This window comes from Sporocytophaga sp. (genome assembly GCF_017745095.1).
Lineage (GTDB): Bacteria > Bacteroidota > Bacteroidia > Cytophagales > Cytophagaceae > Sporocytophaga.
Genome location: NZ_JAGHZZ010000015.1, coordinates 36,916 through 61,589, shown reverse-complemented (window position 1 = coordinate 61,589; position 24,674 = coordinate 36,916). Strand labels below are relative to the sequence as shown.

The 24,674-nt window shown below is 36.8% G+C and carries 17 protein-coding genes; 3 read left to right on the top strand and 14 right to left on the bottom strand.

Annotation, left to right across the window (positions count from 1 at the left end):
- Position 1 precedes the first annotated feature (1 nt).
- The 12 genes from J7604_RS19400 to J7604_RS19345 all read right to left on the bottom strand — a co-directional run bounded on the left by J7604_RS19400 (position 2) and on the right by J7604_RS19345 (position 15,085).
- A complete protein-coding gene (locus J7604_RS19400; RefSeq protein WP_293899391.1) occupies positions 2 to 832 on the bottom strand; it encodes an amidohydrolase family protein in 831 nt (276 codons plus the stop codon).
- A 68-nt stretch (positions 833 to 900) separates the two neighbouring features.
- Positions 901 to 2,499, bottom strand: a complete 1,599-nt coding sequence (locus tag J7604_RS19395) for a hypothetical protein (protein WP_293899388.1) — start codon at positions 2,497 to 2,499, stop codon at positions 901 to 903.
- A 59-nt stretch (positions 2,500 to 2,558) separates the two neighbouring features.
- On the bottom strand, positions 2,559 to 4,583 hold the full coding sequence (locus tag J7604_RS19390) for a hypothetical protein (protein ID WP_293899385.1): 2,025 nt from the start codon (positions 4,581 to 4,583) through the stop codon (positions 2,559 to 2,561).
- Between the two features lie 24 nt (positions 4,584 to 4,607).
- The gene (locus J7604_RS19385; RefSeq protein ID WP_293899382.1) at positions 4,608 to 5,924 is read right to left on the bottom strand and encodes a hypothetical protein; all 1,317 of its coding nucleotides are present in this window, start codon (positions 5,922 to 5,924) and stop codon (positions 4,608 to 4,610) included.
- A complete protein-coding gene (locus J7604_RS19380; RefSeq protein WP_293899379.1) occupies positions 5,921 to 6,664 on the bottom strand; it encodes a hypothetical protein in 744 nt (247 codons plus the stop codon). Before J7604_RS19380 ends, J7604_RS19385 begins: the two co-directional genes overlap by 4 nt.
- Positions 6,665 to 7,665: 1,001 nt before the next feature.
- Positions 7,666 to 8,052 carry a hypothetical protein gene (locus J7604_RS19375; RefSeq protein WP_293899376.1) on the bottom strand — a complete coding sequence of 129 codons (387 nt, stop codon included), beginning with the start codon at positions 8,050 to 8,052 and terminating at the stop codon, positions 7,666 to 7,668.
- A 16-nt stretch (positions 8,053 to 8,068) separates the two neighbouring features.
- Positions 8,069 to 8,593, bottom strand: coding sequence for an exonuclease (locus J7604_RS19370; RefSeq protein WP_293899373.1), 525 nt, complete (start codon positions 8,591 to 8,593; stop codon positions 8,069 to 8,071).
- A gap of 19 nt (positions 8,594 to 8,612) precedes the next feature.
- Complete coding sequence (locus J7604_RS19365; RefSeq protein WP_293899370.1) at positions 8,613 to 9,422, bottom strand: hypothetical protein; 810 nt, start codon at positions 9,420 to 9,422, stop codon at positions 8,613 to 8,615.
- Complete coding sequence (locus J7604_RS19360; RefSeq protein WP_293899368.1) at positions 9,397 to 9,864, bottom strand: hypothetical protein; 468 nt, start codon at positions 9,862 to 9,864, stop codon at positions 9,397 to 9,399. Before J7604_RS19360 ends, J7604_RS19365 begins: the two co-directional genes overlap by 26 nt.
- Positions 9,865 to 10,167: 303 nt before the next feature.
- On the bottom strand, positions 10,168 to 11,232 hold the full coding sequence (locus J7604_RS19355; RefSeq protein ID WP_293899365.1) for a nucleotidyltransferase domain-containing protein: 1,065 nt from the start codon (positions 11,230 to 11,232) through the stop codon (positions 10,168 to 10,170).
- Positions 11,233 to 11,237: 5 nt separating this feature from the next.
- Positions 11,238 to 12,005 (bottom strand): nucleotidyltransferase domain-containing protein, encoded by a 768-nt coding sequence (locus J7604_RS19350; RefSeq protein ID WP_293899359.1) that lies wholly within the window; start codon positions 12,003 to 12,005, stop codon positions 11,238 to 11,240.
- Between the two features lie 1,565 nt (positions 12,006 to 13,570).
- Entirely contained in the window at positions 13,571 to 15,085 is a 1,515-nt protein-coding gene (locus tag J7604_RS19345) for a TROVE domain-containing protein (RefSeq protein WP_293899356.1), read from the bottom strand.
- A gap of 242 nt (positions 15,086 to 15,327) precedes the next feature.
- On the opposite strand from J7604_RS19345, the gene J7604_RS19340 reads away from it, so the two are divergent.
- A complete protein-coding gene (locus J7604_RS19340; RefSeq protein WP_293899354.1) occupies positions 15,328 to 16,431 on the top strand; it encodes an alcohol dehydrogenase catalytic domain-containing protein in 1,104 nt (367 codons plus the stop codon).
- A gap of 7 nt (positions 16,432 to 16,438) precedes the next feature.
- Here J7604_RS19340 and J7604_RS19335 read toward each other — a convergent pair whose 3' ends face one another.
- Together J7604_RS19335 and J7604_RS19330 are read right to left on the bottom strand one after the other, a co-directional pair.
- Complete coding sequence (locus J7604_RS19335; protein ID WP_293899352.1) at positions 16,439 to 17,638, bottom strand: PepSY domain-containing protein; 1,200 nt, start codon at positions 17,636 to 17,638, stop codon at positions 16,439 to 16,441.
- Positions 17,619 to 19,997 (bottom strand): TonB-dependent receptor, encoded by a 2,379-nt coding sequence (locus tag J7604_RS19330; protein ID WP_293899350.1) that lies wholly within the window; start codon positions 19,995 to 19,997, stop codon positions 17,619 to 17,621. Before J7604_RS19330 ends, J7604_RS19335 begins: the two co-directional genes overlap by 20 nt.
- A gap of 442 nt (positions 19,998 to 20,439) precedes the next feature.
- On the opposite strand from J7604_RS19330, the gene J7604_RS19325 reads away from it, so the two are divergent.
- Complete coding sequence (locus J7604_RS19325) at positions 20,440 to 22,989, top strand: TonB-dependent receptor (protein WP_293899348.1); 2,550 nt, start codon at positions 20,440 to 20,442, stop codon at positions 22,987 to 22,989.
- A gap of 593 nt (positions 22,990 to 23,582) precedes the next feature.
- Entirely contained in the window at positions 23,583 to 24,662 is a 1,080-nt protein-coding gene (locus J7604_RS19320; protein ID WP_293899524.1) for an efflux RND transporter periplasmic adaptor subunit, read from the top strand.
- The last annotated feature ends 12 nt before the right edge of the window (positions 24,663 to 24,674 follow it).

The window sequence follows — 24,674 nt, the reverse complement described above, 5'->3', positions numbered from 1 at the left end:
ATTATAATTGAATGTCCGGAAGTAGCCAAGGGTCCGCAAAATTTCGGTTTTCTTCTAAATTCCTTTTAACATACTCTGTAGGAATTCTCTTTGGCCTGTATCTCACATTTGCTATCAGCTTTAAAAAATTTCCCGCTAATACATCATGGAGTTCTCTCCTTGATAACTTAAGGGCATATATCTTTGCCAGTTCAACTGCAGGATGAAGCCAGGGCCCATCAGTTCCAAAAAGTATTTTGTCAGCACCTGCCCTGTTTAAAGCCATCTCCAGTACATCAAACCTCCTGACCCCCGACGTATCAGTATATATATTAGGATGCCTTGCAAGATGGTCTACAAAAGCTATTTGTGCTTTCCAATCATCCGCAAAACTGCTTAAATGAGGAATTATAAAATTTACATCAGGATATTCTGTTGCCAGCAATTCGATGACATGCACTTCTCCCATCACATCATAGAGCACAGGAACTGAAAAGTTTCTGGCCACTTCACATATTTCTCTTGATATCCGGGCATCGTGTTTGTGAACCTTGATTCCTTTAAATCCGAAATCCTGTACACTAATTTTTACCATCTCGAAAACCCTTCCTTGATCTCGTATTGGATTAATGAAGGCAAAGCCATAGAACTTCTCCGGATTACGTTTGACAACTTCTGCAACCTTTGCATTAGCAAGAGAATAGTCAGAATGGAAAGCTGAAAAAAGATTGGTTCTTTTTATACCAGCTTCCTCTGACCATTGAAGAAACTTTTTCAAAGGAGCATTTGTATCCCAAGGACCTTGAAGACCATCTCCTTTACCCGCATGACAATGACAATCTATAATCAGCATACTTGTTTTTTAAATACTCAATTCAATAATATGAAGTCATATAAATAATCTTTTCAAGATCTCACTGTTCAGAAAAATTCCTTTCTAAGTTTTGAAGGTTGTACGAGTCTGGAATTTGTTGAATTAGTTACTACCCGTTGTCTTCCTGCTCCATGAGCACCTGGGCGAACATTACCAGCAATTGGTCTTTGTGAAAGGCTCTGATTTGGCTTTTGATTAGGTCCTTCATTCTGACTAAACATCAACCATTGCTGCGGTTGCCTTCCCTTTTGAGGAATCCATCTTGCCCTGATAATCTTTTTCCCGTTTTGATTCTGAATAAAATCAATCGATCCGTCCTGGCTTTTAACTGATACCAGACCTGCTGCTTTTAACTTTTCACTTCCTTCAATAAACGACCCCTTATTTAGTTCATCTGACGATATTCTATCTATATGTCTTGGTTTTACTAGTCTTGTAACCTGTCTGCCTGATGTTAAAGTAGATCTTGCATTTTGATTTCTATCAAAAGTACCTGTATTAGCAGGTCTTCTGCTTCCTCCGGATCCCGAAGCATTTTTTTGAATTACTGATGCTTTAGGTTTTGTAGAAGGAGTAGCAAAAGCCAAATTTCTTGGTTTAGGAATCTGTTTTGAGAAAGTCTGGTTTCTTAAATCAGAATTTGGTCTATTTCTCAAATCTGTTCTACCACTAGTAGTATTTTGAGAAGGCGTGACATATTTTCTCGGAGATGTTCTTTGTTCAACTTTAGGAATGTGTCTAGCAGATGCATTTTTAACAGTTGACAGCGGAGTTCTCACTCCTGATGGTATTCCGGACCCATTGAGAACTACTCTTCTTATTCCGGGTCTTTTTGCTCCGGTTTGTGACGATATAGCCTTGGTTTTTGGACCTTGTACTCTAACATTAACATTTGCTCTAGGCCCTACTATACTTGCTATACTATTTTTAACACCCTTTGCACAATGTTTACAAGAAGTTCCATTGATTCTCATGTCAACTTTGCTAATCCTATTGGTAAATCCAGGATCTTGTTTCTTCTTTTGCTCAAGCCATGTTATGAAAGGTCGCTCTGGTTTAGCAGAAACATTTCTATTTCCTTGAATTGGTTTATTATTCCAGGTGATAAAATCAACAGATTTGCTTCGTCTTTGAGGTACAAACATTACTCCACCTAAACCTTTCCTTTTCCCATCAGCATTTGGTAAATAAACAAAAGGTTTTGACGGACCTCCGACATGATTTCTGTTAAAGATACGTTGACTATATAACCCAGCAGAATCCTGAAAAACAGCCGGATTGGATTGTCCACCTCTAAATACCGGTCTTTGGTCTCGCATTGTTATCCGTACAGAAGTTCTCGGAATAGCTCCTCCCACCCTCTGATCAAAAGATCCATAAGGAGTATAATCATCAGCTATAGAATCAAGATCCGATAATCCATCATCATCGTTATAAACATTATCATCATACTCGTCAAAATCAGCATTGTTGTTCGGATAATATTGACGATATTGATAGCCAGTTGAACCTCTCCAATTCTGAGGTTCATCATCATAGTCATAGAAGTCACCTGAGTAAGATTCATCCCAATAGTCCGGTTCATCATAAAAATCACCTTCGTCATAACCGTTATTAAAATAATTGTCATCTTCGGAATAATACATAGTAGTATGTTTTTATAGATTTAAATAACCACGTCAATTTATTATGGAATGAAAAGGCCTTAAAGCCTCTTCATTCCAGCTTTACTTAATACTCCACTAGGTAATGAAGCTCTTACTTTGCGCTGAATCAACAAAGAAGGTTGAATAAAACGATCCTCCTTCTGATCGAGACTATCGGCTGAAAGGTCGACACCAGTCACAGCATTGTATGCGTGAATATACATCTGGATTTCATCTCTGAATGTTCTTACCCAGTTCATCACTTGAGCTCTGTCTGTAACCATACTCCAATTGCCAAAGCGGATAGACAGCAATATCTGCTCTCCATAAGTAGCCAGGTCAGCAAAATTAGTTACACTTGTTTCACCCCATCCCTGGATAGACCTCATTGAATCTACTCTATCCATCCATTCCTCCTTATAAGGGACCATAGCTTTCCCACCAAGAAATTCTCTCAATTCAGGCCTTGAAATTAACCATTGTTGCATCAACATTTCCTGTCTTGCGGTCCAAGTAAGACTACCATATTGATTATGCGCTCCTTCCGCAAGAATCATGTGTAGCTCTCTCAATTGATTCAGCATTAGAAAACTATCTGCAATTCTTGTAGTATCATCGTCTTCCTTAAAGAATACAGTACAGCTGTAAAGTAATCGGTGAAAAGAACTTATAAATTGTGATCTGCTCTCCACCGAACGAATAACAGGAACGGCTCGGCCCTGCAATAGCAAGCCAAACTGATGATCATATTCATAAGCACGTCTGGCAATGGTTAAACGGTGCTGTTCATCCTGAGCATAACCCCAAAGCAGATTGCTTAGTCCCCTTAAGGGTTCTACGGCAAAACGCATCAGAGGATCTCTATTTCCATTTTGACTAATATTCTGAAACCTGAGACTTATCGCATTTATGGTTTGTACAAGCATGCCTTGCTCTTGCCAATAACTCCATATTAAATCCATTAAACAAGGTTGAGAAATTTCAGAACGAAGTATTCCATAACAATTTGAAGATAGAGAAGAACTGTCCTTTAATGGAACATCATGAAGTTTTTCACGAATGAGCTTAAAGTATGGAATAGTTCGGCTATCATCTTCAAGTCTTTCAAGATATTCATCTTTTAATAACTCCAGACGCTTATCTGTAATTTTCCAACCCATTCTTCTGGACTCCGCACTATTATCAATATTACGGTTTACAAAAAAGGAATCTTCAATAAAGGGCCTTGTATTTCCATTGGGATCATTATAAGTCCTGCATTCTTGCATCATATAGCACTCAGTGGCATGTTTGAGCATACTATACATCTCTACTTTAGGGAAAGGAAGACTTGCTCCGCTCCTTTTACCTCCTGTTGTTGGACCGCACATCACATCATCTATAAAACGTTTATAGTTCTTAAATGAAATGGTTCCGTTTTTTATGATTACCCAAAGTACCTGATCAGGAGTTAAAGGACTTTGGCTTCTCTTAAGGCTGACATTGCTTTCGGAAGGTTTGTCTTCATCTTTAGGGTCATCCGAAAAGTCTATAAAATCTGCGTGGACTTTAATTTCTCGGATTCCAATTAAGTATTGACTAAGGTTGTAGCAAATGATAGTATTATCATTATTCTTTTTTTCTTTCTCTATGAAATCTCGAGCTTGAATTTTCGAAAATCTCTTATTCGATTTTTGATCATTGTGATTATCAATCCAACTCTTAATATAGTTAGTATTCGTTTTCCAAACATCATTACCATTATTATCAAAGCCTAAGAGACAAACTGAATATTCACCTGGAAGTATATTTTTATTTTCTAAATAGCCAGCATTAAAGCGTTCATCATCTTCCTCATAAATTTCAGACGTCGGAAGCTCAAGTTTATAAGCTTTACCATTTCCAATTCTTTTGAGGACATAGGCCTCTATGAATTGTTTATTAAATATTAATGCAACAACTAACTTGGTTTGGGTAATATTAGAAGTTACCTGTACATTTATAATATTTCCTTCATCAATTCTTTCAGGGCTGATTTCAATCTCATAACCTGACTTCTGGCTTCCCTCGAGCCATAAATTTATATCATCTGTTGTCTTTGCCATAAACTTATCTTTTTAAATTGATCATTAAACTGAAATATATTTTTTAAAACTTCCCATGATCCTTTTACTTTCTTTAATAGATCTACTTTCTGATCTTATCAGTGCCCACTTTGAAAGTAACCTCATGAGTATCCTACTTTCCGTAAGAGCATCTATGGTTGTGTCTGCTCTCGCTTGTCCTATTACTGCAAAAACAAGACTTGGCGGAGCTTTTGCAATCAGATGCGGAGAGTGCCGCCAGGAATTATATAAAAACCTTAACTCATCCGGTTGTCTGTGTTTATAAGGAAACACTTCTTTGAGTCTAAGTCCTTTGAGTGCTTTGGTTTTGTGATTGCAAACCATCTGTGCAAACTCAGGCAAGACCTTTTCAAGCCCAGCGATAATATCCAATACAGGCTTTTTTAACCCTTTCTTTGGATACAACTCTTCCCATTGCTTCTCTACTCTTTTCCATTGTGCATGAGGATAAAGCACTTTGCCAAAGGCAATGCTTATCTTCACCCTTATCCATGCAAAAGGATGTGGATCATTTTTACCAATTCTGAAGACAAAATATCTGGGTAAACTCACCACATTGATAAGGCCTTGAGTGGCTCCTATCCCTAAATGAGCTATGGCCCAAAAGTCCGCAATGATTTCTGAAATCCAGAAGGAATATAAAACCCAGGCTTGAGCATTGGCCTTGTCAACTTGTTGTTTGTGCTTTAAAGCAGTTCTCAGAGAAGTAACAAGATCCAGCAATGCGGCACCTTGATGTCCTACTTCATGTATCAAAGAAGATGCAATGCCACTGCCTACCATTCTTTCCCTTGGGATCTGAATAATTGCTACAGGATTTTCATCACCTCCAGGAAGTTTGGTACGAGCTCTTCTGATTGCAGCACCATGACCTCTTTCGAGAAAACAAATGATCGGAGGCGGATCAAAAAATTTACCTGGTAAATCCAATGCACTTTCTGCAAGCACATCGAGTCCCGCCACCCATACACCTGTCTCATGTTCAGAACGCTGAGAAAGCACATCAGCGAAGATATCCAACTGATCAAGCAGCTCGTTCAATCTGAGCTTGATAATAGAAAACTGACCTTGAGCATCTGAAGCAGACATATGTCTGCTTTTATTACTTTTCATTAGATCAATAAAAGCCCAGACTCTGTCATTCAATTCTCTATTGCCATCCATCAGAAGATCAGTGATTCCTTTCAGTGCTTCATCAGAAACGGAAGCTGCCGAAACCATAGGCATAGTAAGGCCAAATGGCTTCATTTGATTAAGCCTCGTTAACAAAGACAAGGCTTCATTGATCAGATACCTTGTGCTTTCTCCAGAGCGTCTCATGACAATCTTATTATGATTGCATTACCTCTTCTCTCCCATCTTCCTGATCTTGGGATTCTTCCTCTTCTTTGTGGATACTGATTCCCCCAGCCATTAAGCAATCCTGGAGCATATCTTTTTGCCGCATAATTATATGCGTTTCTTGCAATCTGATTAGGATCACCTCCTCTTCCATATCTTGCGGCATTTTGTGCAGCATCTCCGGCAAACCTTACAAAGGCTCTTGCTATTTCAAATTCTCTGTCTTCAGCACTGAGTCCTTCAAGTTCAAGTTCAAATGCATTTGCAGCAAAGCTTCCAAGCTTGCCTCCAATAGCAGCTCCTGCAGGTCCCAGTAATGCTCCCCCTGCTGCTCCTGCCAAAACAGGCAATGCTTTTTTTGCAACGTTCTTAAGAATACCACCAAGTGCCTTTCCTGCTGAAGATCTTGCAAAACTTGATGCTGCACCGATTGCACCTCGCACTAACTTTCCAAAAAATTGTTCGAGCTCGGCTTCATTACTAACCTCTAAAAGTTCAGTAGCAAGCTCCATTTCCATAGTTTCGTGAAAAGGACCTTCTCCCTCATGACCTAATTCATGACCATACTCATGACCTAACTCGTGGCCATATTCGTGACCAAATTCGTGTCCATATTCATGCCCCAGCTCATGACCATATTCATTACCAAATGGCCCTTCATTATATTCGTTTTCAAAACCGAATTCCATTTCATTAGTTGTTCTGTCGATGTTATGCATTGTAACCTCCGTTGTTTAAATTTTTTAGATTATTTACATTTAAGTCTTTTAATATTTATCCTCCGAAAAAGATGATGGAGTATTACCGGTAATGCATATACAGATCCAAACCCTGTGCCAATGCCATTTTCAGGGCTTTTTTGGCTGTTTTGGCGAAACGAAATTCGGATTGTGGTATTTAGAGTTATTTAGAACGAAGTTGATTTCGGGAAAAATAGATTAATTAAAAAAGGACAAAAAGAATATATTCTGAAATTGAGAAACTGAATAGTATACCAGAAAGTTCTATTCTACACTTATATATATTTATAAAAGTATTTTTAAATTTATTTTTCAATCCAAACTTGCACGATACAAAAAAAATAGCCTTACCTTTGTATTAATAATTGTTGATATGACACAAACTCAAAACATATTCTACTTCTGTTGTTCCCCTGATTTCATCAGGCCTGAGGAAGATTTGTATTGATTCAAAAATAAATTCATTACAAAAACCCGGGCCACATAGTCCGGTTTTTTTATTTTAATAAACTTTATAAAAATGATATTTAGACATTCATATACCTTCTGTTGCTTTATAATACACTCAAGCGTCTGAGGATAGATTTACTAAATTCTTTTGTAAAAATCCCTTAGACATATCTTTAAGGGATTTTTATTTTATACTGGGAATCAAGCTAACTTAGTAGAAGCACTGGTCTGAAAAACCAAAGGATCCGGAGCGTAACTGGAGATTCCCACCAAGCAGGTATAACCAAACAAATTATGCACAAAGGGCTATTGAGGTAAACTGTGTAGACTTAATACATTGGGCGTACCAGTATAATACTCCACTTACTCTTAATTTAAAGCAATTAAATTTATTGAAAGAGCCAAGGCTGATAGTTGAGATTTTAGATCTTTCAGATTATAAAACAAACATGAAAACTCTAGAAAGCATGATTGAAACTATTCAAAACAAAAATAAAAAATAGGATTGCTAAATAGCAATCCTATTAATTTCAGATTTCATAGCTTCGTTCACCGGTGAATCTGCCTCCATAAAAGCCCGCAACTATCTTAATGCCATTCACAATATTGCTATTAAACTCTTCCAGTTGTTCAGAAGGAATCCAAAGCTCTTCATAGATCTTACCTCCTACATTCTCAACTTTGAAGTTAAGAAAATATACTTCAGAAATTTCAAACTCCGTAACAAAGCCTGCAAAGCCGGAACCTTCATCTTCAGTGTTCCACTCCTTTGCGATTTGCGCTGCATATTCAAAATTGAGCACAGGATAAAAAATTGGTTGCCATGAAAAACGAGGAGGATAAGCCTTCATTCCTGATTCTTTTATAAGCTCCAGTTCCTTCACTCCTACGGGCCTAAACAATTTCTTTAATTTCATAAAATATTAGTCTAAGTTATTTAAAAGGGAACTTCAATCCCAGTTCTTTTAATTTTAACATTGCTTCCGCATTGCCTCTTGCATCATCTACAGGGTTATGCGTGTGCTTTGTCATTCGGAATTTCTTCCACTCTGATCCTTTCATGATATCTCCCACCATCCCTGAATACAGATCTCCAATCCGTCTTCCGCTGAATCCAAAAGGATTTCTACCAAGATATAAATGGAAGTAATAATTAATCCATTGCCAATCAAAGGCAAGGTTATCTGAAAGAAACACAGGTTTACCTTTTACATTTTCTTTCAGCCATAATTCAAAACAAGACATCACAACGATAGGCTCATCAAAGGAGGAATGTTCCTCCCTTGAAAATCCGCTTACAGCCAGTGCTTCAGGTATCCATTCTCCAGAAACAGGTTTCACCTTTCCATAAAATGTCTTTAATAATGACGGCTCTACCACAATCGCTCCGAAACTCACCATACTGTACTTCCCAGGAATTGGTCCGTCAGCCTCTACATCTACTATTATTAAACTCATAATTAAATTTCTTAAACATTTACAATCTCGGATCTATGGCTTCACTTTCAAGTGCCAATACTCCGAACACACATTCATGTATTTTTCTTAAAGGCTCTTTTCTTACAAACCTTTCTAAAGCCTCTGCTCCCAATGCAAACTCACGCAATGCGAGTGCTCGCTTTCCTCCTACGCTACGTTCCTTCAGCCTAGCTAAATTTTCAGCAGTAGAATAAGTAGGTCCATATATGATCCTTAAATATTCCTTCCCTCTGCATTTAATGGCTGGCTGTATTACACCCTTCTGTCCTATGCTAATAAAGTTCAATGGCTTTACTACCATTCCTTCTCCTCCAGATTCAGTCATATCATTCCACCAGTTGGTGACTTCTTTTACTGATTCTTCATTTTTTAAATCAACTACTTTATATGGCGTAACGGTAAACAATTTCACATCTGCCTCGCAAATGGATCTGATATTTTCCATTTGCCAGATATGGTCTTTGTCAATATGTACAGTCCCTTCAGTTGCAAGAATGTGAAAAGGTGCAAGTTTGTAATCATCTATGGAATTTACAGGCCAGCAATACCTTCTGTATGAATCTACAAAATGACCAGACATTTCTTTTTTAGAAACAAATTCTGACAATAAGCTATCCGTTGCAATGCCTCTGTTCTCAGCCCTCTGAAGCACATCTGTAACAAATGACAATGCAGCAGAGGAAGCAGCTCCTACTGAAGCATATTGATCTCTAAGTAATGCCTGAGCCTTAGCAGACCAAGGCATTAACTCGCAGTCAAGACAAACCAACTCAGTATTGAACCTATCCCAGAATCCGGATAAACCCAAAGCTTACCTTATACCCCAACGGTTCAAATAGACTTCTTAAGAAAGCTTCTCCACCTTTGGATGGCAATACTTGTATCGTCACTTCAATTGGAAGTACCTTTTCAACCAGATAAGGTTTATCTTTACATATACCGCTCATAGCAGACCTGAAAGCTTTGCTTATCGCCACAGACATAAAAGAAGATGCTACATATGGTCTGTCATTTACATAATGTTCCAAAGCAAACCCTTCACCGGAAGGCCCTTTATGGTTGCGCACCAGAGCTATGGGATCCACATCCAAAAGTAATGCAATGGTTGATCTTTCCTCTGAAGATTCAGGATAAAAGACATGCATCTTGCCAAATGAGGTGTCAAAGCTTTGCAACTTGTCGGGATGCTTGTGCATTAAATATCCCAGATCAGTCGCAGGTTTATGTGTTGTAGTAATTGTTAATAACATTGTAAGTTGAAAGCTTAAAGCTTAAAGTTTAAAGTTTATTGGATGTTAACGCTTTATACATCCTAGTAATAGTGAACAAAGCATTTTGCTTATAAAATAACAAAGCCCGGATTTTAATGTCCGGGCTTTGCTTATATATAAAGAATATTAGTTTCTTTCAATAACAACAATCCCGGAAAGAGCATAGAGGATACCCTGACCTTTGCAGATTTATGAAAATATTAAAGATTGATTGCTGTTTCATTTTTTTAAAAATTCTGATACAAAGATAATAAATAGATTTTCAATTTTCAAAATTCACCTTTATAAGGAATATAAACTTTCACGCATAGCAACCAAAAGATTCTCTGCTCTACTCTTATCAGGAAAATCCGGAAGATCACTTCTTTCATAAATCGAATGAATATGTTCAATCTTTTCTTCAGCTTGCTTTACAAGATCTTCATACATAAAATAACCTCTACGAATACCTAATAATTGATCTCTATTGGGTCTTCTCACAATTACTTTCTTATATAATGCAATTTCTTCAGCCATATCAAGTAACCTGAAAACATGCATCATATTCTTTGCATCATAATTCTTTCCGTGCGAAACAGTATTTTCATAACGCTCATTATTTCTTTTCCCCACCCACTCCCAAAATTCTTTATATTCTCTACAATAGACAGAATAGCTATTTCTATTGAAAGATAAAATCCCTTCTGGTTCTACTCCTTTTGGAACTGAACTTAATGCAACTTCATTTGCAGACTCCTTATGAATAATACCTTTGAATTTTAATGTGCTGTCAAAATCATAATAGAGACCATATATATCATTCATATGGGCAATCTTAACAAGGCCGCATCTACTCTGATCATATCCTTTCTCTATAAGCCAATCCTTCAGCGAAATTGCTTCCTGATCTTTTGCTATATAACAAAAATCAAGAACAGACTTTCGTTCTTTCTCCATTGGATTACTGATCTTTTTGTTCAATCCCTTTGCATTTTTTATCTGAGTCATTGCATACTCGGCAAATGTAGTCCTGCATAATCTGGATAAAAACATTTCTGGCTTTATAAGATTCATAACAGGATCTTTATATAAGATACAATCTTCCGGAGATGAAAGAAGATCCAGAAGGTTAGGATTATTTTTAACCAGCAATTCAATAAATCGTTTTAACTCATAGAAGACAATATCATTGGTTTCATTATTTACCTGATCAGTATAAGTTAATCCATAAAAATCTTTTTTAGAAAGAGCAAAAACACCTTTAATATCCGTATCAGAAGTTGGAAGATCCAAACCATAAGCCTTACTACCACTGATACACTCTAACAATATCCTGCTTTTTCTTCTTAAATATTCAATATCTATCATACCTCCTACTTATAAGTTTCAAATAACAAATCTCTGAAAATTTGATCCAAGACCTCAGTAGAGCCAGTTGATTTCTCAAGACTCATGGAATATAATTCACTTTCTCTTATTTCGTTCTGAATAAAATGATTCAATAAACGAGAAGAGGAAATTGTATCGCCTTCCGAATTATCCTTCTTGCGAATTAATAACTGATCTATCAGCCCATTGATTCCTCCTTCATCTACAATCAAGGATCTAAGAATACCAAACTCCATTGGTGGAACTGTTTGTTTCTCTCTCATCCATCGGCAGGCCAAAGAAGATCTCAAAGCATACAAGCATTTTTTAATTTTTACTATATCACCCTGCAAATCATTTTTAAAGGGATTGATTGTCATCCCCAGATAATGATGCATTCCTACTCTCAAAGAAAAATAATCCTCAGAAAGTTTAAACAACTTCTCTTTAAAATTCGATTCTTCCTTATAAACAATCGGTGACTGAAGCCATTCAAAGATGACAGCATTAGAAGACCTAAAAAGCTTTAATGCTTTCCGAATGTCCCAACCACCTATATCTAAAAGATCATTAATCGGCAACTCTAATGTATCCTTATGATCATCTATACTCAAATACCATTCCTTCGGTCTTATATATATGAATCTCACATCATAATCACTATCTCTGGAAGGAAATCCCCAAGCCCTGCTACCAGATTCGCAAGCATAAAGTATCTTGATATTTTCTCTTTTTTCTATTTCTAATATCTCTTTCTTAATTACTTCCTGCATGACTCACTTTTGTTTTCAAATCCAATATAAAATAACAGGACTAAAGTTGAAAAAAGTATTTAGATTCATTTTCAGTGAAGTAACTCTTTTCTACGGCACCTGTTTAAAAGTTGTAAGTAATAAGTATTAAGTTTAAAGTTAACCATTAAATTAAAGAAATGAGCAACAATTCAAAAAGAGTACAGTCGCTCTACCACTGAGCTACAGAGAGATTTATTTTATATCTCTTTGATGGGAATCGAACCCACGTCCTACCGGGTGAAAAGCCGAAGTAACTCTTTTCTACGGCATCATTCTATTAGCCTTAACATAACACTAAAGGCAAAAAACACTTTCAAAAAAGATTGGGCAACAATCCGAAAAGAGTACAAACTGCTCTAACCACTGAGCTACGGATAAAGAAAATCTATCCGGTGAGAATTGAACTCACGACCTGTCGAACCTTAATCGAAGTAACTCTTTTCTACGGCACCAATCTTTTTAAGCTGAAAGCAAAAAGCACAAAGCTTAAAGTATTTTATTTAAAATCAGTTTCAAAAATCTCATTTTGTCATCAGTATTTACTTTTACTAAGAATAAAGAATGGGTTATAATTCGAAAAGAGTACAAAGTTGCTCTACCACTGAGCTACAGAGTGAGTTTAATTCTTTGTCACTCTGGTGGGATTCGAACCCACGTCCTACCGGTTAAAAGCCGAAGTAACTCTTCTCTACGACACCATTCTTATAAGCTTAAAGCAGAAAGCACAAAGCTTAAAGTATTTTGAATTTAATCATTTAAAATAAACAGGCGACAATTCAGACAGAGTTTTTCATTGAAGGTTCGAAGTATCTCTGTCTTACGGCACTGTTCATTACTAAGAGTAATATTCAATGGGAGCCAAATTCAGCATTGCTGCTGACGCAGGGATCGAACCTGCTAAACTATAAAGTTCAGCCACGAAGGATCTCCCATTTACGACATCTTAATTGTTCATTAAAAACCGAAAGCAAAAAGCGAATCAGGGCGGGGACCGCTATTGAGGATTTGCACCTCTTCCTGACATTGCAGTCAGGACCCTACCCCAAAGTGAGCGAAGTATCCCAATCCTACGGCATTTCAATTTTTATCTCCCAAACCTGAAAGCATTCTCCAAAAGAGAACGGCTTGAATTTTCATATTCTTACTACTTAATACTTATTAAATACAACTTAAGGTAATCCTGGTGAGATTCGAACTCACATTCTCGTTTCCGAGCAGCAAGGCTGTAAATACGCTTCCCTAAGATATTCCATTTGAAATATTTCGGTGCACTGTAAACTCTACTCATTGCAACGCATAGTCGCAACCAGATCTATCCCTACACTCCGCGGTTAGTGATTTTTCCGCAGCTTTTCCTTTTAAGCTACAGGATCATAATTATTTTCATCTTAAGTTCAGCGAAGGATCTAAGTTCTTTGCTATTCAGATCCTTCGCATGACTTCCAGCATAGGGCTTCAATATATTGACATAAAGCCCCCCTTACTGAGCTTAATATACAGCAACTTTTACTTTGATCTTTAAGCCTTTTGCTTTAAGCACAAAGCTATAACTCCACCTCTTTGATCTTACTGATAGCTGACTCTCCGTTCTCAATTGCTTCCAGTACATCAAACACTTTATCAGACCAACCTGCGATAAGGAAAACGTCGTTCTCTTCTATACGTAATGGACTGTTTCCATATCCGGCCAAATCAAAGAGATAAAGCTTCGCCTGAGGAGCTATTTTCTTATAGTCTTTCCAGGAGTCTGCTATTGAACAACTTCCACCTGTGCTATTCCATAGTTGGCAATCTGTGAAAATCATTATTTTATCCATCACGATTTTTCTCAGATACAAGTCATCTATAACAAGGTGTCCATTGGTTGAATAGCCCACTTCCCCTTCTCTTCGATAAAACTCTCCTACATTGGCAAGCACTCCATTATTGGGCATGTTGATGATTTTCCATTTATCCCCAAACATTCCAGAGATTACTCTTTTGGATTTTGACTGCATAAGCATCGCCAACATCAACCCTATATCATAAAATAATACTTTACTCTTAGCAGATACGGGCTTTTGCATTGAACCAGAAACATCACAGGCTACTACTACCTTTGTTGTTTCATCAAAACCTTTTATATTCTGAGCACTTGCCACAACAGCATCTTCCAGGGCGCTAAGGACCATTGTAACATAATCAGACTTCAACTCTTTTACCTCTCTGTAAGCTGCAAGAAATCGAAACGGAAACTGTTTGGATTTTGCAACAGCATGCGCATTACTCAGTCTGGAGCACACCTTTTGCATACATGTATAGTCAACATCTGCCTGAATGATGTTACGAAGGTTTCGAAGCAATGCCATATATCCTAGCTTTTCACTTTCAATCAGTTCTTCCCACTTAGCTTTAAAGGCAGATGCTTTTTCCTTTTCGTCAGAAAACTTTGTTTGTCCCAAGGCAGATAATTCTGTTTCCCAGGTATATGGTACTTCAAGCGACTGCGAAGCTATCTTATTGAAAATATTTTGTTGCTCACCATCTTTAGCTTTTGGGTGGATTAGAAACAAAGCATCTCGAAGCTTTACTTCTCCATCTCGATCATACTTTGCAAACTGGTATTCATCAAAACTATTAAACGCCTGGGACAAGCCCTTCTGAACTTGCTTGGATAGTTTATTTAGTTTTTTGGTTCCTGTTCTACCATTTGCCAATTGATAATATGCCAATAGTTCTGTTATTTCATCCGCACGTTGCACTACACCTTTTACAGTCTTGCTTACAAGGTCTGTACCTGAGTAATATTTAGCAAGTTCAATCGCAAGTACCAACGGAACACTTCTCATATGCATAGACGTTCGAGCATACACAGCAAGCTTAGCGACAAACGCTGCATCATTTTCTATCATAAGACTTTGAATTCTCTTCAAACGTTCATGTCCGCTTTCATAAAATGAATCGCTGAGGCCTGCAGTTACAACTGCAGAATAAAGCTCCATCTCTGGAGTTAATTCATAAGCTTTAGCTCCTTCGTAGTTTCTCACTACATTTTTTCCTTTTAAAAAATTGAATCGCATCGTTGTATCGTTTAATTACTTTATCGGTATTTCTTGTTATCCCCGATTGATAATTCAAAGTTGAGATTAAACTACGCAATCAATTTGCGCACAAATATTTTTTTTAAAAAAAATATTAAATAATAATATTTCAGAATTACGCAGAAAAACTGCGCTGATATTTTTTACGCACTATGTGTACAGAAATCTATTATTAATCAGAGTATTTATATATACTTACAAACTTTTATGCCGAACATCTCATGAATCAACTATACTATATAAAAAAAGAAAAGCTCGAATGGAGGGAAACAAACACCCCCGTTATTAATGGCAGCTTACAAGCCATTGTAAGGCCCTTTGCATCGGCTAAGTGTGATCTGGATGACGTTTATCTTTTTAACAATTTGAGCACTAAACTTAATATCGGCTCAGTATTAAGAATAGTAGATAAGGATTTTCACAAATTGTTTGGACAAAATTTTTTCAAAGGTCCGTTTCCATTCGGTCATGAGTGTGTTGCAGAAGTTATAGAGACAGGCGAACTGGTAAAAACAGTAAAGCCTGGAGATGTAGTCACTGTTCCTTTTCAAATCTCCTGTGGCAGCTGCATTAATTGCAACAATGGAGTTACAGGATCTTGCAGTAACACCCCTCCTGTGTCTACATATGGCTTCGGTACTCATCTTCAATATGGCGGAGCTATGTCTGATCTGATAAAAGTACCTTTTGCTGACGCAATGCTTTTAAAAATACCCAACCATATTAATCCTATTCATCTGGCAAGTCTTAGCGACAATATTCCCGATGCTTATAGAAACGTTGGACCTGAGCTTGAAAAAAATCCAGATAAAAGTATTCTTGTAATCGGAGGAAAAGTTAAAAGCATTGGTCTTTATACTGTATTGATTGCAAATGCTATGGGAGCATCAAGGATCGATTATATGGACTATAGTAGTGAAAGGTTAGAGTTGGCTAAACGATGTGGAGCAGACAATGTTCTTGAATCCTCTTCCAACATCAATGAACAATATGATATAGTAGTAGAAGCAAATTCTGATAAACAAGGATTATTTAAAGCGATAAAATATGTCAGGCCAAATGGATTGATATCCAGCTCCGGCATCTATTTAAAGAAAATGAAAATGCCTTTAATAGAAATGTATAGTAAAGGTGTCACATTCAAAACAGGTCTTGCAAATGCCAGAACAGACGCTGAAAAGGTTTTGGAACTTATAAAAGCTAAAAAATTAAATCCTGAATTGGTAACGACAAAGGTTGACTCGTGGGACAATGCTATTGAAGCTTTTCTTACAAAAACAACTAAAGTTATTGTAAGCAGACCTAGACTCTCATCCTCAAATTAATTTGAGACTATACCGACACAATAGTTCTTTTTGATTTTTTAGTTGACTTAGAATCAGGCTTCTTACCTTTTTTTCCGATCCATATCATTACTCCCGTAAGCGGTAGGGAGGCAGCAATCAAGGCTGTGATGGAAGCTAATATCTGACCTGGTAAACCTATTATTTTTCCTACGTGGATATCGTATATCATAAATCCGAATTTATCAGCACTATTCTTACTTTCGTAAGGACTACTTTTTAACTCCTTCCCGGTATTCTTATCAAAAAAATACTGACTTCTTTTAACAAAATTATCTTTGTTATGCATAGCCGTAACCACGATCGGAGCTTTTTTAGCTTCAGGAAATGTCATATAAAAAAATTCTCCTTTTATATTCCTTTCTCTGATATTCTTCTCTATAATATCTACAAGGTCAGGAGAAGCTGCTTCAGTGGTATCCGAAAAAACTTTCTTTTCTTCTATCAAAGGCTTTCCTCCATTAGCAATATATTTTATAGGTGGTCTGAACCACTCAAAGGCAAACCAGAGGCCTGTCAGAGATATTACTAAGGCAAGTGCAAATGAATAAAATCCAGGGATATTATGAAGGTCATAATTCTTGCGTTTCCATTTGGTGGTAAGCTTCCATTTAAAATAAAGACGTTGCTTTAAAGCTGCTTTGTTCTTGGGCCACCAAAGAACTAAACCTGAGATCAACATCACAACAAAAATTACGGTACTCCATCCAACAATCTGATGACCTATTTTATTTAAAAGGAGATCGTAATGAATTTGCAATACAACATTAAAAAACTCCCACTTTGTATCTTCCACAAATAAAACCTTTGCAGTATATGGATCTACAAATGCCATTTTATTATAAAGCACTTTACTTCCATAGGTCAAAGCTTCTGCTTCTGTCTTTGAAGCTCTGAAACGATATGCATAAGAGGTTTCCGGAATGTAGTGAAGAAAGGTAATGGGATATTCATTTCCTAATGCTTTTTGTGCGCTTTCTTTAAGCACACTTATCGGTAATGATTTTAGGCCTTTGGTTTTCACAAAGTATCTATCTGCATAAACCAATTCCTTTAATTCGGATTGAAATGCATAAATACAGCCGGTAAAACCCAATATAAATACCACTAGCCCGGACAATAGTCCGAGCCAGAGGTGTATTTGACCAATTATTTTTTTGATACTGATTTTAGAACTTGTATGCGACACTTGCCAGGAAGTTAATTGGTTTCTGAGGAGTTCCGGTAGGATTCCAATAGTGTTCGTTTAACAGATTGTTACCTTTAAGAGTAATTCTGTATTTCGGGCGCTCATAAAATACTGATGCATTCAAAAGCGTATAAGATGGCAATACAAATGAATTAGAACTTTCGAACCATGATTCACCAACATAGTTACCACCAACACCCAAACCAACTCCATCAAGAACACCATTAAATATTGTATAGCTTACCCAAAGATTACCTACATGTTTAGGGCTCGCTGTAACATACTTGTTTTCTATTGCAGCAGAAGCTTTGGTATATTTATTTTCGTTATTGGCATATCCTGCAATAATGTTTAACCCTTTAACCGGATTAGCTATTAATTCAAGTTCGTAACCTTTGCTTCTTTGAGTTCCATCCTGTACCGTAAAATTCTTGCCATTGATAACATCAATACGAGTCGAGTTTTTAACAGATATATCATACAAACTAATACCACCTGCCAATTTATTTTTTATAACATCAAATTTCACACCTGCCTCCAACTGATTAGCATATTGAGGATTAAGAACCAATACTGTGTTATCAGGTTGAGCAACCGGACCAAGGTTTACGAAACCATTCATGTAATTTGTAAATAAAGTGATTTTGTCTTGAACAAGCTGATACACCAGACCTAATTTAGGAGACAAGGAAACCTGCTCGTAAGTTCCGGAATAAATGCCGGTAGCCAGATCATAGTTACCTTTTGTTGAATATTTATCTATACGCAGACTTAACATGACCATTAAGTTAGGTGTAAAGTTCAGCGCATCTGAAACATACGCACCAAAGCTTTCAGACTTGAAGGTCGTAGCGCTGAATCCACGTTTAGAAGAAATTTCGTTGATCTTATCTGCGCTATAATCTTTAACAGGCTTATTGATATTTATAGTATCATAGTTGGTCATTGCAGTCCTGTTAAGCGAGTTGTAATTCTTATTATAATCAAATCCAATTACCATCCTGTTTCTAAACGGACCTATCTTAAAATCACCAATGAAATTTTGCTGAGCCTGAATATTTCCGAAGGTCTCCGGAGTCTGATTTCTGAATTGTCTGATCACAGTTGAATCTGTTATATAAGACAAGGTTGTCCATATAAAATCCTTATAATACCCTTCAGAATATAAGAATTTCGTCTGAGATTTCCATTTATCAGAAAACTTATATTCCATCTCTCCCTGAACGTTGTTGACTCCATTCTCGATATCAGCACTATTATTTATCAATGAGCGATTATATGGAAGTTTAAGATCTTTGAAGTTTCTTACTTTTACATTCGTCATATTACCAATGGCTGTGCTCAGATTGGTATAGTTTCCTCTTGTAAAATCTGCGTCAACCGTAAATTGAAGCTTATCATTTACTTTATATGTAAAGCTTGGTGCAATGGTATAAATCTTTGCAAATCCCTGATCCTGGAAAGATCCTTCTGATTGCCATGCAGTATTTAATCTGAACAATACATTCTTTTTCTCATTAAGAGGTGTATTGATATCTGCCGTAACTCTTGAAGAGTTAAAACTGCCCACGGTCATAGTTAATTCTCCACCTTGTGTTTCATAAGGTTTCTTCGTTACGTAATTATATACACCACCGAAAGAAGTATTTCTATTACTGCCGAACAATGTTCCAGACGGTCCTCTTAAAACCTCTAAACGCTCAAGGACTATCGGATTCAGAAGAAAAATTGCACTTGTTACCATGCCATTTCTCAAGCCATTGGTATTGGAAAAACCTCTGATGTTTAATCCCTGAGATCCACCTGCTGAGAAGTTTGGAACAGCTCCCGGAATATTTCTATACATGTCAGATCTTTCCATTACCACTTGTTCCTTCATGAGTTCTTTTCCCACAACATTATATACCTGCGGATTTTCCATGTTTTTCAGCGGCATTCTGGCAACCTGATCGCTTTCTGCTTTCGCAAATTTTTGTCTTCCAATGATGACTTCTACTTCATCCAGTTCATGGATATCTTCATCCAGGACAAGATTTGTGACAAAGCTTGTTTCACCACCAACTACCTCCACCGATTTTTCAAGCGGTTTGAAGCCAACCTTAAGGATAGCCAGCACATTATTACCTGCAGGAACATTATTTAATATAAAAGCACCTTTTGAATCAGTGATAGCAGAAAGGTTACTACCTTTTACTGTAACAGCTGCATGCTCCAGCTTCTTTCCTGCGGAATCCTGAACTATACCGGAAATACTTCCGAAATTCCCTTGTCCATTGCTCAGATTTGGCAAGGACATTCCTATTATAAATACAAGACTAAAAAATACCCTCTTTTGTAACATTTTAATTAATAAACTCATACTTACTCTATTTAGACTAAATTCAAATAAAGGCACAAGATTAAGTATTATTTAGAATCTTTCCAAACAAGGCAGTAAAATTTACCGATTATTAGTATAGGAAATGATGCTGGTTACACTATATAATATATAGTGAGTAATGGGTGATTTTGAATCAGATTCAAGGAGAGAAAAATTTCAAACTTTTAATGAATACATTTATCCAGAAAAATTAAAGCAATCAACTACCTGTATTTCAAGATATATACTAACGAAAATTCAAGTACATTAATTTTTTTTCAAAATTTTCAATCAAATGAATAACTGAAATGAAAAAAATAGCTACATTTGTCTACTAATTCTATATAGTATATATAATATATTTAAAATATTTACTCGAAAGACTTATAAAAAACTAAAGACCACGACCTTCGAAACTTTCACATTTAAACTCGAACTTCCAATGACTAAAACACTACAACTTATTATTGCCTTCCTCTTTATCGGAAGTTTTGCAATCGCGCAAAATGACCTGAAAGGAACTGTAAAAGATAACCAGGGCTTACCTCTACCTGGAGCTATAATCCTTATAAAAGGTACGAACGCAACTGCAGCCACTGATGCAGATGGAAATTTCTCAATAGAAGCTCCTAATGTTCTACCTTATTTTCTACAAATTTCTGCAACTGGATTTAAAACTCAGGAACTTCAAATTACTGCTTCAACCCCTACTCCTCTTAATTTATCACTTGCCGTAGATGAGCTGTTGGATGAGGTTGTGGTGACATCCAGAAGAAGAAAAGAGGTCGCACAGGAAATACCAATTCCAATCTCTGTAGTAGGCGGATCTCAGGTTGAAAACTCTGGTTCTTTTAATGTTAACCGCGTAAAGGAGCTTGTGCCAACTGTTCAATTGTATTCTTCAAACCCTAGAAATACAACTCTTAATATCCGTGGACTTGGTTCTACATTTGGTCTTACCAATGACGGTATTGATCCGGGTGTCGGGTTTTATGTGGATGGTGTATACTATGCTCGCCCTGCAGCAACCACTCTTGATTTCATTGATATTGAACAAATTGAAGTTTCACGTGGTCCTCAGGGAACACTATTCGGAAAAAACACAACTGCCGGTGCATTTAATATTACTACACGTGCTCCAAGATTCCAGCCAGGTGCTAACTTCGAAGTTAGCTATGGTAATTATGGATACATCCAGGCAAAAGCATCTGTTACAGGTCCAATAACTAAAAAACTTGCAGCACGTGCTTCTTTCTCCGGAACTCAGCGTGATGGTTTAATATACAATGTTAAAAGCCAGAAGTATATCAACGATTTAAATAACTTAGGCGGTAGAATTCAATTGCTTTATAACTTGACTGACAACATCAGATTAACCCTTGCCGGAGACGCTTCAAGACAAAATCCAGAAGGATATGCGCAAGTTATAGCTGGTGTTGCTCCGACCCAGCGTCCGGCATACCGTCAGTTCAACCAGATCATAGCAGATTTGAACTATACACTTCCTAGCCAGAACCCATTTGACAGAAAAGTTGATCAGGATACACCTTGGCGCTCAGGCAATGAACTTGGTGGTGTATCTCTTAATGCTGATATTAAAATCGGAAAAGGAACTTTGACTTCAACGACAGCTTGGCGTTACTGGAACTGGGATCCATCAAATGATAGGGATTTCACAGGTTTACCAGTATTAAGATTATCACAGGCTACTTCAAAACATCAGCAATGGTCTCAGGAGGTACGTTATGCAGGTGAGTTCTCTTCTCGTCTCAGTGGTGTAGTGGGAGTCTTTGCTTTAGGCCAGAGACTTGTAACTGACCCATATCACATTGAAGAATCAGGAGCTGCACAGTGGAGATTCTCTCAAAACTCCACAAGCAACCTTTGGCAAACACCTGGTCTACTTGATGGATATGGAATTAAAACCAAATCATGGTTAAATACTTTCAGTGGTGCCGTATTCGGTCAGCTTGACTGGGCAATAGCCAAAAACCTACACTTATTACCTGGTCTACGTTACAATTATGACTTCAAAGAAGTAGACTTTAATCGTCAGACATATGGTGGATTGCAGACGACAGACCCTGCTTTAATTGCACTTAAACGTGTGGTTTATACTGATCAATACTATCATGCAAAAGCTGAAAATACTAACTTCTCTGGTCAGGTAACGCTTGCTTATAAGCCAATAAAACAGATCAATACCTTTGCAACATATTCAAACAGTTATAAGCCGGTGGGTGTAAACCTTGGAGGATTACCAACAGCGAATGGTGACGTTCTTACAGACCTTGCAAAAGTAAAACCAGAGTATGTAACGCATGTTGAGTTTGGTATTAAAACAAATCCAACTTCTAACACTACCTTGAATTTAGTTGTCTTCAACACTTCTATTAAAGATTACCAAACTCAAGTTCAAACTGCAGAGGTTGGTGTAAACCGTGGATATCTTGCAAATGCTGAAAAAGTAAGAGTGCAGGGTATCGAGTTAGATGGTAGCATAAGAGTTTCTCAAAACCTTGCTTTCAATGCTGCAGCAGCTTATACGGATGGAAAATATGTTTCATTTAAAAATGCTCCTGTACCTCTTGAAGAAACAGGTGCTCCGAATGCATTCAAAGATGTATCAGGAGGAAGACTTCCAGGTATATCTAAATGGGCAGGTTCTGTTGGTGGTGAAGTAAACACTAACGAAAGTAAGCTATTAGGAAATACAGGAAGATTCTTCCTAGGTGTTGATTCTTACTTTCGTTCTGAGTATTCATCAAGCGCATCTCCTTCAAAGTACCTGAATATAGACGGTTACACTTTACTGAATGCTAGACTTGGATTCAAGGCAACAAGCGGATTAACGTTCTTCGTATGGGGACGTAACATCCTGGATAAAGATTATTTTGAACAACTTTTACCAGCTGCTGGTAATGCCGGTCAATATGCAGGTGTACTTGGAGATCCTAGAACTTATGGAGTTACTTTAAGATACTCTTTATAATACAGAATTGAGTGAGAGCAAGAGCAAGAATCCCATCTTGCTCTTGCTTATTTTTTAATAAGCATTTGATTTCTTTTCCAAAACTTTCCAAAATTCCAATCACCATTTTAAGTGAATTTTCTATCACTAACAAAAAGGTTATAAATACACATTATATTAATTCAGAATCAATAGAGCTAATAAGTTTTTGCGTATTTTTTTCCAGTCTTTCTTTAAAAAAATATATCCCAATCTATTTCATCATTTTAGGGGTAAATTTCTCTTTCATCTAAGGAAATTTTCTGATTTTTTATTTAATGGTTTTCACCGTCTTCAAATTTCCTTCAGGATGTTCCCCTATTTTTCAACTCGAAACAATGGCAAACCACATAATTATCTCTTTTTTAAAAGTTTACAACTGTTGACATTTTCTCCTCAGCTGCGATTGATTTTTTTCTTATAAAAAATCAATAATATTTTCTCTATCTGCCTCTTCATTTTAGGGGTAAATCTCCTTTTTATCTAAGGAAATTTTCTTAATGGTTTTTACTGTCTTCAAATTTCCTTCAGGATGTTCCCCTATTTTTTCACTTTGAAATAAATTTAAATTAATGATGAAGAAATTTCTCATACTTATTGGCGTAAGTACCTTGTTCTTCGCAAGCTGCGAATCACACAAAGAGGAAAAGGAAGAAGAAACCAAGTTTTTGGTTACCAGTCCATTAAAAAAGGACACCTTGATCACACGAGATTATGTATGTCAGATCCGGTCGATTCAGCATATTGAATTAAGAGCTCTGGAAAAAGGTTATCTCCAGAACATTTTAGTTGATGAAGGTCAGTTTGTTAAAAAAGGACAACGGATGTTTCAGATCATGCCTACCCAATACCAGGCCGAACAGCAAAAAGCACAAGCTGAGGTCGAATTTGCAGAAATCGAATACCAAAACACCAAAAGACTTGCAGACAGCAATATTGTCTCTCCAAATGAACTTGCTTTAGCAAAGGCAAGATTAGCAAAGGCAAAAGCTGAATTATCATTAGCAAATGTTCATCTCGGATTTACAGATATCCGCGCTCCTTTTGATGGCATTATGGACCACTTTTATGTAAGACAGGGGAGTCTACTTGACGAAGGAGATATGCTTACTACCATTTCTGATAACAATCAAATGTGGGTTTATTTCAATGTTCCAGAAGCAGAGTATCTGGATTATAAATCCAATACGACAACAGAAAATTTATTGAAAGTAAACTTATTAATGGCCAATAACAAGCTGTTCGAATATCCTGGAACAGTTAAAACCATCGAGGCTGATTTCAACAATGAAACAGGAACTATCGCTTTCAGAGCTACATTTCCTAACCCAAAAGCGCTGCTAAGACATGGTGAAACAGGTAATATTCAAATGACTATTCCAATGAAAAGCGCGATTTTGATTCCTCAGAAAGCAACATTTGAAGTGTTGGAAAAAAAATATGTTTATGTTGTCGGAAAGGATAATACAGTAAAATCAAGAGAAATTGAAATAGCAGCAGAAATGCCGGATATATATGTCATTAAAGCAGGCCTAAACGAAAATGAAAGAATAATGCTTGAGGGGATAAGAAAGGTAAAAGATAATGACAAGATTACCTACAAATACGAGGATCCAAAATCAGTATTACCAAAGTTAAAAGTATATGTTGAATAGGTTTTAAATATT

Excerpts from the sequence above, each read along its gene's own strand:
- J7604_RS19330 (WP_293899350.1), bottom strand. The coding sequence starts at position 19,997 with ATGAGTTTATTAATTAAAATGTTACAAAAGAGGGTATTTTTTAGTCTT.
- J7604_RS19395 (WP_293899388.1), bottom strand. The coding sequence starts at position 2,499 with ATGTATTATTCCGAAGATGACAATTATTTTAATAACGGTTATGACGAA.
- J7604_RS19320 (WP_293899524.1), top strand. The coding sequence starts at position 23,583 with ATGAAGAAATTTCTCATACTTATTGGCGTAAGTACCTTGTTCTTCGCA.
- J7604_RS19345 (WP_293899356.1), bottom strand. The coding sequence starts at position 15,085 with ATGCGATTCAATTTTTTAAAAGGAAAAAATGTAGTGAGAAACTACGAA.
- J7604_RS19390 (WP_293899385.1), bottom strand. The coding sequence starts at position 4,583 with ATGGCAAAGACAACAGATGATATAAATTTATGGCTCGAGGGAAGCCAG.
- J7604_RS19370 (WP_293899373.1), bottom strand. The coding sequence starts at position 8,593 with ATGAGTTTAATAATAGTAGATGTAGAGGCTGACGGACCAATTCCTGGG.
- J7604_RS19385 (WP_293899382.1), bottom strand. The coding sequence starts at position 5,924 with ATGAGACGCTCTGGAGAAAGCACAAGGTATCTGATCAATGAAGCCTTG.
- J7604_RS19325 (WP_293899348.1), top strand. The coding sequence starts at position 20,440 with ATGACTAAAACACTACAACTTATTATTGCCTTCCTCTTTATCGGAAGT.
- J7604_RS19355 (WP_293899365.1), bottom strand. The coding sequence starts at position 11,232 with ATGATAGATATTGAATATTTAAGAAGAAAAAGCAGGATATTGTTAGAG.
- J7604_RS19340 (WP_293899354.1), top strand. The coding sequence starts at position 15,328 with ATGAATCAACTATACTATATAAAAAAAGAAAAGCTCGAATGGAGGGAA.
- J7604_RS19375 (WP_293899376.1), bottom strand. The coding sequence starts at position 8,052 with ATGAAATTAAAGAAATTGTTTAGGCCCGTAGGAGTGAAGGAACTGGAG.
- J7604_RS19360 (WP_293899368.1), bottom strand. The coding sequence starts at position 9,864 with ATGTTATTAACAATTACTACAACACATAAACCTGCGACTGATCTGGGA.
- J7604_RS19400 (WP_293899391.1), bottom strand. The coding sequence starts at position 832 with ATGCTGATTATAGATTGTCATTGTCATGCGGGTAAAGGAGATGGTCTT.
- J7604_RS19350 (WP_293899359.1), bottom strand. The coding sequence starts at position 12,005 with ATGCAGGAAGTAATTAAGAAAGAGATATTAGAAATAGAAAAAAGAGAA.
- J7604_RS19380 (WP_293899379.1), bottom strand. The coding sequence starts at position 6,664 with ATGCATAACATCGACAGAACAACTAATGAAATGGAATTCGGTTTTGAA.